The sequence below is a fragment of the Acidovorax sp. genome, assembly GCF_046314175.1.
Taxonomy (GTDB): Bacteria; Pseudomonadota; Gammaproteobacteria; order Burkholderiales; family Burkholderiaceae_C; genus Acidovorax.
The window spans coordinates 26,131-33,007 of the sequence record NZ_JBKBXG010000060.1 but is presented as its reverse complement, the minus strand read 5'-3'; the positions used below and the strand labels follow the sequence as shown (position 1 = coordinate 33,007).

The window sequence follows — 6,877 nt, the reverse complement described above, 5'->3', positions numbered from 1 at the left end:
GTTCCGGGCGCTTACGTGAAAGTCACCACAGCATGTCTGCTTCTCAAGGCAAGCGCCGCTTTGCGCGCATCGATCGCCTCCCTCCCTACGTCTTCAACATCACGGCCGAGCTGAAACTCGCCGCCCGCCGCCGCGGCGAAGACATCATCGACATGAGCATGGGCAACCCCGACGGGGCCACGCCACCGCACATCGTCGCCAAGCTCACCGAAGTGGCCCAGCGGCCCGACACCCACGGCTACAGCGCCAGCAAAGGCATCCCGCGCCTGCGCCGCGCCATCAGCCACTGGTACAAAGACCGCTACGCGGTAGACATCAACCCTGACACCGAGGCCATCGTCACCATCGGCTCCAAAGAAGGCCTGGCCCACCTGATGCTGGCCACGCTGGACCGGGGCGACACCGTGCTGGTGCCCGACCCAAGCTACCCCATCCACATCTACGGCGCGGTGATTGCCGGGGCCGACATCCGCAGCGTGCCCGTGGCGCCCGATGTGGACTTTTTTGCCGAGTTAGAGAAAGCCATCCGCGGCAGCTACCCCAAGCCCAAGATGATGATCTTCGGCTTCCCGAGCAACCCCACCGCTCAGTGCGTGGAGCTGAGCTTCTTTGAGCGCGTGATCGCCCTGGCCAAGAAGCACGACATCCTGGTGGTGCACGACCTGGCCTATGCCGACATCGTGTACGACGGCTACCGTGCCCCCAGCATCATGGAAGTGCCCGGCGCCAAGGATGTGGCGGTGGAGTTTTTCACCCTGAGCAAAAGCTACAACATGGCCGGCTGGCGCATCGGTTTCATGGTGGGCAACCCCGACCTGGTGGCGGCGCTCGCCCGCATCAAGAGCTATCACGACTACGGCACCTTCACGCCCCTGCAAGTGGCGGCGATTGCCGCACTGGAAGGCGACCAGCAGTGCGTGAAAGACATCGCCGCCCATTACCAGCGCCGCCGCGACGTGCTCTACAAGGGCCTCACCGAAGCGGGCTGGGCCGTGGACTGCCCCAAGGCCAGCATGTACATCTGGGCCCGCATCCCCGAGCCGTACCGCGCGCTGGGCTCGCTGGAGTTTGCGCGGCAGCTGCTGGACAAGGCCAAGGTGTGTGTGTCTCCGGGCATTGGGTTTGGTGACCAGGGGGACGAGTACGTGCGGTTTGCACTGATTGAGAACGAGGCGCGGATTCGGCAGGCGGTGCGGGGGATTCGCGCCATGTTCAAGGCAGATGGGTTGTTGAAGGTGCCTGCAGCAGCCGCCTCCTGAACGGAGATCGCACATCGAATGACGGTTGGATCATTGCTGCTAGAAAAAGCTCTGCGGAATTCGTTGGGGCTTGCTGGTGTTTGCGAGTGGTGATCCGTCTCTTGTGATGCTTTTATCTCAGTGGCGCAATCGGTGTTGTTCGGGCGTTTCTGCTGCTCGGTTGCCCTGTGAGTTCATCGAGCTAGCACGGAGTAGTTTTCTTGATGGTGGTTTCCATAGCCCTGAGCAGGACACCAAAACGCTGCGCGTTTTCGGGAATGTGGTTAACCATAAAAAACTCAGCGAAATAGCCTTGCGCAATCTGCGGCCGGTTCTTAACGAGCTGTCTTTTTGTCTCCCCGAGGGTCAATGTGGTGCCCTCACTTCTTGACTTGCGAAAGATGCGCATAGCCGCTGCTTTCAGCTCTTTGGGATGCGCTGCGTTCGTCAAATACTCCAGCATCAATTCCTCGAACCAGCCTTCCGCAGAAACAAACACCATTTGCCCACGTTCAAGCTTGTCTTTGTTCATTGTGGCCAAGGCCAGATCCAAGTCCTGCGAGTGAATGATTTCGCGATAGAAGCTCCTGAATCTGTTCAATAGATCGCTCGGTGAGAGGTCTTTCGAGGGGCCAAGCAACGCGTAACAAGGCGCGCCCCTGCGCAATGACACTCCTGAGATACAGCTCACGCCAAAGCACGCAGAAACAGATAGAAGCAGGTTGAATCCGCTGGCTCGATTTAACGGAATCAGCGCATCGCATATTTCCCGCCAGTGGATTTTTCCTCCCCGGAAGTGAAGCCCGAAATCGTCTTCTCCGTGAGCCTCTATGTGGACGATCGGGCGCAGACCTTCCCGATCAGCCTGCGTCGCTAGATTCGCTATGACAGACCGGAATTCGCTCGGGGTCGCAACGTCCACATGCGACACAGAAATTGGCGTCTGCAAATCTGCAAGTTGGCCGTCTAGGTAGCCCGCCAGTTCTCTGCCGGTTTGAAATTCTCGGGGCGGCAAGGATTCGATGATGGCGATGTGATTGACCCGAAAAGTGTGCGCTGAAGCTTTGTCAGTGTCCATTCTTGAAATGTAGATGGACTTTGGCATAACGCATGGGTGGGGCTACATCGCCCAAATCCTCGGCGCTTCCCCCTCCAGCCCCCACAACACCTCCCGCCAAGCCACCCGCACCGCCTTGAGCAGTTTCATCGCAGGCTCCACCTGCGGCGCCAGAACGCGCACCACCACCATTTGTGCATTCGGGCTGGTAGCGCCTGCGGTGGCTTTGAGTGAATGGGCGTCCATCACAGCCCGCGCGGCGTCCAGTGCTGCATCGCGCCGCGTTCGGTCCAGCGGTGTGCCTGCGGCAAAGAACAGGCTGGCCACACAGCGGTGCCCGGCCAGGCCCAGCGGGCTTTGCATGAGGCGGTGGTCTGCCGCGTTGATGGCGCCGCGCTCCAGCCACAGGCCGGGCACCTCGAGGTGTTGTACAAATCGGCCCGTTTCAAAGGGCTGATTCGCGTGGGGCAGGCCCAGGGCGGTCACGTCCCAGCCCATGCATTCGGCGCTGGGGGCAAGGTTCAGCGTGAGATGGTTATCGGCGTTGCAGGCGTTGTAGCAAAGCGCCTCCAGCGGCAACCATTCCAGGCGGGCGCCTTCTGCCACCGACAGGCGGGTGCGCTGCAGGGCCAGTTCGCCGGTGGATCGGTAAAAGCGTGTGGCGCCCGGTGTGGTGAGCAGGCCGTGCGCGCCGGGTGCCACGGTGGCGGTGATGTCCAGCGTGTCGCCGCCCACCAGGCCGCCGGGGGGATGCACCATCACGTTGTGGCAGATGGCGTCGCCTTCTGGGTACAGGCTTTGCAGGATGCGCAGCGGGCCGTTGTGCTCAAAGCGGGCCACGGTGCGGGCGTTTTCACGGCTGTAGTCCAGTTGCAGGCGTGCGTGCCAGGGCATGGGTGAGAATCCGTTTGCTACTAAATGAATAGCTGATTATGCCCTTTGGATAAGCGCTAGGGGCTATTTTGACCAAGAATTGGTGGGGGTTGGGAGGGTTGTTGGCTCCCTCGCCCCTTGTGGGCGAGGGTGGGGCAGAGGGGGCATCCACGTCGCTGGGGGCGGTTGCCCCCTCTCCCCGGCCCTCCCCCGCGAGGGGGGAGGGAGTGATACCGGGGGGCGCAGCGTGCGTGAGGCTGGGTCTACGCTGTTTGGGGCTCCGGGTCTGCAGAGGTTGTTGCTGGCGTTGCTGCAATCGTTGCCTTTGCGGGCGGCACCCAGCTGCGCAGTTTGCCGGGGTTGAGCAAGCCCTGCGGGTCAAAGCGCTGCTTGGTGCTGACCACGGCGGGGTCCAGGTTGTTTTGTTTGCCGTCTTCCACGATGTACACGTGCGGGTTGTTGATCTGCACGCCGTGGTCGCGGTAGATTTGCATGATCTGGTTCAGGCGCTCTTCGGTGGTGTACCTGATGATCTGCAGGCCGCTGCAGTTGAAAGCGCCTTCTTTGGTGCGCAGGAACTCCAGGTGCATCATCACTTCGCCGCCGAGCGCGGCCTCCAGCGCCTTGACTTGTTTGAGGCGGTGCATGGGATTGAAGCCGCTCTGGATATAGGTGAGGCCCTTGTCCACCTTCAGCGCGTGCAGGGTGGTGTGGTTCCAGGTGTATTCCAGCAGTGTCTTGTGGCTGCTGGCCACTTCGTCGGCGGTCTTGCAGTAGGTAACGCTGCCACCGTGTTGCGCCACCATGTCGCGCATGCCGGCTTCAGAGTGCGGAGCCACCAGCACCAGCACGGCGTGGTGGTCGGCGGGCAGGTGCTCTGCCAGGCTGGTGAAGTATTGCGGGATGGGCGCGGCCAGAAAGCACACCTCTTTTTTCTCTAGCCCCGGTGCGCTGCCAAAGCGGTCGGCAAACTCCAGGGCGGCGTCAAACTTGTCGAAGGTGGCGATGCATTCGGTCCATTCCACGGCGGGGGTCAGGGCCACCTCCAGCTCCAGCACGATGCCGTTGGTGCCGTAGGTGTGGTGCAGCACCATGGCCTCGGGGCCGCGCAGTTCGATGATCTGGGGCTCGGCCTCCACCGTCATGGCGCGCACGGCCAGCACGTTGCCGGGTGCTGCCAGCGGTCCGTGGTTGATGGACCCTGCGCCGCCAAAGCCGCCGCCAAACAGCCCGCCGAGTGTGGCGCTGCGGTAGGTGCTGGGCAGCCAGCGCAGCTCTTGCCCGTGGGGTTTGGCCTGCGTGTCAAAGTCTGCCAGGCGGATGCCCGCCTGCGCGTGGCCCACGCTGCCGCGCACCCAGCCAAAGGCGTTGTAGCCCGACAGGTCCAGGATCACGCCGCCGTGCAGCGGCGTGCTTTGCCCATAGTTGCCGGTGCCGCTGCCGCGCACGGTGATGGGGATGCCCGCACTGGCGCAGGCGGACACCACCTGGCGGATTTCTTCTTCGGTGCGTGGGCGCACCGCGATGTCGCCGCGCTTGCCCGCCAGGTCACGCTTGAGCACGGGGCTGAACCAGGCAAAGTCCTGCGACAGGCGGCCTACGCGCAGCGGGTCGGCGATCCAGTCCAGATCGGGCAGCAGGTCGGGCAGTTGGTGGGCGGTGGTGGCTGTGGTCATGTCGGTATCTCCTGGGGGCCGATGGGGCCGTTTTGGGGCGAAAGGGGGCCTGCACCGCGCAACCGGAGGGTTGTGCGCGGTGTGGTGTCGAAAGGGTTGAGGTCAGTCCTGTGAGTTTTCGCTGGCGTGCCAGCCGCCCAGCGCCAGGCGCGTGAGCCATGCCATCAGCACAAACAGCGCCACGCCCGTCAGCGAGATCAGCAGCAGCGCGGCAAACATGCGCGGGATGTTGAGCTGAAAGCCCGCTTGCAGGATCTGGTAGGCCAGCCCCGCGCCCTGGCCGCCGGTGCCCGCAACAAACTCAGCCACCACGGCACCGATGAGCGCCAGGCCGCTGGAGATGCGCAACCCGCCAAAGAAGTACGGCAGCGCACTCGGTATGCGCAGGCGCAGCAGGGTCTGCAGCCGCGTGGCGCGGTTGAGCTGGAAGTAGCTTTGCAGGTCGGGTTCCACACTGCGCAGGCCCAGTGTGGTGTTGCTGATGATGGGGAACAGGGCCACCAGCGCGGCGCAGATCACCATGGAGGCCATCGGGTCCTTCACCCAGATGATGATGAGCGGTGCCACGGCCACGATGGGCGTGACCTGCAGCAGCACGGCGTAGGGGAACAGCGCGGTCTCGATGCGTTTGCTCTGCACGAACAAAAACGAGATCAGCACCCCCGCCACGGTGGCCACCACAAAGGCCAGCACCGTGATCTTGACGGTGACCCACAGCGACCCACCCAACGCAGCCCAGTCGGTGAACAGCGTCTTCATCATCAGGATGGGCGAGGGCACGAGGTAGGGCGGTAGCTCCAGCCCCGTGACCAGGCCTTGCCACAGCGCCACCAGCACCATGCCGACGAGCAGGGGGTACACCACGCGTTGCACGCGGGGCTGGGCCATGAGCGGCCGGCGCGCAGGTGCTGGCTTGGGTTGCACGGCTATGGCGGTTGTGGGGCTACGCGCGTGGTGTGCAGTGCGCGGCGCAAGGGTTGCTGGTGCCGGGGCTGCAATCGGCGGCGTCACGGGGGCGGATGGAAAGGGGGTGCTCATGTCAGGGCCTCTTCAGTGTCTGCGCTCGCGCGCAGCAGGCTGTCTTGCAGCTGCTTGGCGTAGCGGCTGAACTCGGGCGACACCATGAAGTCGGCCGTGCGGGGGTAGGGCGCGTCGATGTGGAACTCTTCCACCACGCGGCCTGGGCGCGCAGCCATCATGACCACGCGGCTGGAGAGGAACACGGCCTCGTGGATGGAGTGGGTCACAAAGATCACGGTGAGTTTTTTCTTGCGCCACAGGTCCAGCAGATCGGCGTCGAGCTTGTGGCGCGTGATTTCGTCCAGCGCACCGAAGGGCTCGTCCATCAGCAGCAGATCGGGCTGGGTGACCAGGCCACGCGCAATGGACACGCGCATCTGCATGCCGCCTGAGAGCGCGCGGGGCAGGGCTTTGGCGAATTTCGACAACCCCACCAGTGCCAGTGCTTCGGTCACGCGGGCATTGGCTTCCTGGCGCGGCACGCCGGCCAGGTCCAGCGGCAGGCGCACGTTGGTCAACACACTGGCCCACGGCATCAGCGTGGGCGACTGAAACACGAAGGCCATCTTGTGGGCGCAGGAGTGCAGCTCCGCCACCGGCCGACGCCACAGCAACAGGCGGCCGTCGGTGGGCTCCAGCAGGCCCGCCACCATTTTCAGGAGCGTGCTTTTGCCGCAGCCCGAAGGGCCCAGCAAGGTGACGAACTCGCCTTCCTCAATGGTCAGGTCCACGGGCAGCAGCGCCTGGGTGCCGTTGGGGTAGGTCTTTTCGGCGGAGAGCACCTCCACGGCGGGCGTGGAATAGATGGCTGGCGTCGGGGTGTGCGCCTGCGGCGGAGAGTCAGCGGGGTGTGTCATGTTCGCCTTTCGATGGATGCAGCCGTTGGGTGGGGTGCGGCGGCTGTGTCAGGGCTGGGGTGGCAGCGGGAGCGCGTGTGATCCACCGGGTTTCACCCCACCCATCGCTCGGGCTGAGCTTGTCGATGCCTTGCGCGGCGCTTCGACAGGCTCAGC

6 protein-coding genes are annotated in these 6,877 nt (G+C 63.8%); 1 reads left to right on the top strand and 5 read right to left on the bottom strand.

The genetic code is table 11. The annotated features are described in order from the left end of the window. The first annotated feature begins 32 nt into the window (after positions 1–32). Positions 33–1,259, top strand: a complete 1,227-nt coding sequence (gene alaC / locus ACK4OE_RS17135; RefSeq protein WP_409886361.1) for an alanine transaminase — start codon at positions 33–35, stop codon at positions 1,257–1,259. A gap of 181 nt (positions 1,260–1,440) precedes the next feature. Here the strand turns inward: alaC and ACK4OE_RS17130 are convergent, their stop codons facing one another. From ACK4OE_RS17130 to ACK4OE_RS17110, 5 genes are all read right to left on the bottom strand, one after another. Further along, positions 1,441–2,316, bottom strand: a complete 876-nt coding sequence (locus ACK4OE_RS17130) for a hypothetical protein (protein ID WP_409886359.1) — start codon at positions 2,314–2,316, stop codon at positions 1,441–1,443. 42 nt (positions 2,317–2,358) lie between these two features. Then, on the bottom strand, positions 2,359–3,189 hold the full coding sequence (locus tag ACK4OE_RS17125; protein ID WP_409886357.1) for an urease accessory protein UreD: 831 nt from the start codon (positions 3,187–3,189) through the stop codon (positions 2,359–2,361). 242 nt (positions 3,190–3,431) lie between these two features. After that, positions 3,432–4,844 (bottom strand): FAD-binding oxidoreductase, encoded by a 1,413-nt coding sequence (locus ACK4OE_RS17120; protein WP_409886355.1) that lies wholly within the window; start codon positions 4,842–4,844, stop codon positions 3,432–3,434. A 102-nt stretch (positions 4,845–4,946) separates the two neighbouring features. Next, positions 4,947–5,732, bottom strand: a complete 786-nt coding sequence (locus ACK4OE_RS17115; RefSeq protein WP_409886365.1) for an ABC transporter permease — start codon at positions 5,730–5,732, stop codon at positions 4,947–4,949. 146 nt (positions 5,733–5,878) lie between these two features. After that, positions 5,879–6,721, bottom strand: a complete 843-nt coding sequence (locus tag ACK4OE_RS17110) for an ABC transporter ATP-binding protein (protein WP_409886353.1) — start codon at positions 6,719–6,721, stop codon at positions 5,879–5,881. Between the last annotated feature and the right edge of the window lie 156 nt (positions 6,722–6,877).

Coding starts and splice junctions, on each gene's coding strand:
- alaC (WP_409886361.1), top strand. CDS start 33: ATGTCTGCTTCTCAAGGCAAGCGCCGCTTTGCGCGCATCGATCGCCTC.
- ACK4OE_RS17130 (WP_409886359.1), bottom strand. CDS start 2,316: ATGGACACTGACAAAGCTTCAGCGCACACTTTTCGGGTCAATCACATC.
- ACK4OE_RS17125 (WP_409886357.1), bottom strand. CDS start 3,189: ATGCCCTGGCACGCACGCCTGCAACTGGACTACAGCCGTGAAAACGCC.
- ACK4OE_RS17120 (WP_409886355.1), bottom strand. CDS start 4,844: ATGACCACAGCCACCACCGCCCACCAACTGCCCGACCTGCTGCCCGAT.
- ACK4OE_RS17115 (WP_409886365.1), bottom strand. CDS start 5,732: ATGGCCCAGCCCCGCGTGCAACGCGTGGTGTACCCCCTGCTCGTCGGC.
- ACK4OE_RS17110 (WP_409886353.1), bottom strand. CDS start 6,721: ATGACACACCCCGCTGACTCTCCGCCGCAGGCGCACACCCCGACGCCA.